This is a genomic window from Rhodococcus sp. 05-2254-6, from assembly GCF_002258565.1.
Classification (GTDB): Bacteria; Actinomycetota; Actinomycetes; order Mycobacteriales; family Mycobacteriaceae; genus Rhodococcoides.
In genome coordinates this window covers 1-1,811 of the sequence record NZ_NOZF01000150.1, presented here as the reverse complement: position 1 = coordinate 1,811, position 1,811 = coordinate 1, and the positions used below count along the sequence as shown (strand labels likewise).

The window sequence follows — 1,811 nt, the reverse complement described above, 5'->3', positions numbered from 1 at the left end:
GTTGCCGTGTGTTCCGAACGTGGCAGCAACAGTGCAACAACGTCCTCTACTCCCACCCCACGCCCAGCCAACAAATGAGCCAACTGCGTCGATGTGTCGTCCAACTCCTGATACGTCCACGACCGACCCTCGAACACCACCGCTATGACGTCCGGCCGCACCCTCACCTGCTCGGCGAACAACTCCGGAATCGCGGGGTCCACGATCGATTCATTTAGCACTGACCGCGCTCCGAGGGCGTCCAGCTGCGTCAGTTCTCTCTCGTCAAGCAAGTCGATTGACGCCACCGAGCGGTCCGTGCCGGCGAGCATCGTCGTGAGCACCCGCTGCCAGCGGGTAACAAGTTGTTTTACAGTTTCGGCGTCATAGACGTCGGTGCGGTACTCGACCAGACCCCCAATGCCTATGGGACGGCCGGAGTTGTCGAACCGCTCACGCAGGCTGAAAGTCAAGTCCATTCGAGCGGTCAAGGTGTCCGTGCGCTGCGGGGAAATGTCGAGACCTGGCAGAGACAGATCGGGCAGGGTGACGTTTTGCCAGGCGAACAGGATTTGGATCAACGGATGGTGAGCCTGCGTACGGACCGGATTGAGGCGCTCGACAAGCGCATCGAACGGCACATCTTGGTTCGCGAACGCGTCCAGGCTCCGCTCCCGTACCTCCTCCAACAAATCACCGAAGTTCATCTCGGCTGAAACCCGCGTACGCAACACCAGCGTGTTGACGAAAAACCCGACCATGCCGTCAAACTCGGTTCGCCCCCGCCCCGCCGTCGGCACCCCGAACGCCACATCCGCGCTCCCGCTCAAACGCGCCAACAGCACCGAAAGCGCCGCCGACATCACCATGAACGTCGTCGCATTGCGTTCCCGCGCCACAACCCGCACGAGTTCCTGCAGTTCGGCGGGCCATTCGACGACGACTTGGCCGCCCTGATGGTTGGCGACGGCGGGGCGGGGGCGAACCGAGTTTGACGGCATGGTCGGGTTTTTCGTCAACACGCTGGTGTTGCGTACGCGGGTTTCAGCCGAGATGAACTTCGGTGATTTGTTGGAGGAGGTACGGGAGCGGAGCCTGGACGCGTTCGCGAACCAAGATGTGCCGTTCGATGCGCTTGTCGAGCGCCTCAATCCGGTCCGTACGCAGGCTCACCATCCGTTGATCCAAATCCTGTTCGCCTGGCAGAACGACCCGGTCCCCGACATCTCGGTGCCGGGTCTCGACGTGGAGACGGCGTCAGTCGACATCGGAGCCGCTCGAATGGACCTGGCATTCAGCCTGCGCGAGCGGTTCACTGCGGACGGTCAGCCCGATGGGATCAGCGGAATCGTCGAGTACCGCACCGACATCTTCAACGCCGAGACCGTAAAGCGCATGGCGGCTCGGTGGCAGCAGCTATTGATTGCGATGGCGGCGGGCCCGGATCGTCCTTTGGCTTCGTTCGACATCCTGGGTGAGGATGAGCTGACGCAGCTGGACGTACTGGGTAACAGGTCGGCTGTGACGGAGTCCGTTGCTGGCGTGTCGATTCCGGAGTTGTTCGCCGAGCAGGTGAGGGTGCGGCCGGACGTCATAGCGGTGGTGTTCGAGGGTCGGTCGTGGACGTATCAGGAGTTGGACGACACATCGACGCAGTTGGCTCATTTGTTGGCTGGGCGTGGGGTGGGAGTAGAGGACGTTGTTGCACTGTTGCTGCCACGTTCGGAACACACTGTGATAGCCATACTTTCGGTGCTGAAGCTGGGTTCTGCTTACTTGCCGATCGACATCAACACCCCTGACGAGCGCCTGGCATTCGTTCTACAAGACGC

The 1,811-nt window shown here is 61.4% G+C and carries 2 protein-coding genes; one reads left to right on the top strand and one right to left on the bottom strand.

Annotation, left to right across the window (positions count from 1 at the left end):
• Nucleotides 1-1,001, bottom strand: a 1,001-nt coding sequence (locus CH256_RS20605; protein WP_143536633.1) for a condensation domain-containing protein, incomplete at its 3' end; no start/stop codon positions are given.
• Here CH256_RS20605 and CH256_RS20600 point away from each other — a divergent pair.
• Nucleotides 979-1,811, top strand: an 833-nt coding sequence (locus CH256_RS20600; RefSeq protein ID WP_143536632.1) for a condensation domain-containing protein, incomplete at its 3' end; no start/stop codon positions are given. The two genes, CH256_RS20605 and CH256_RS20600, sit on opposite strands and share 23 nt — an antisense overlap.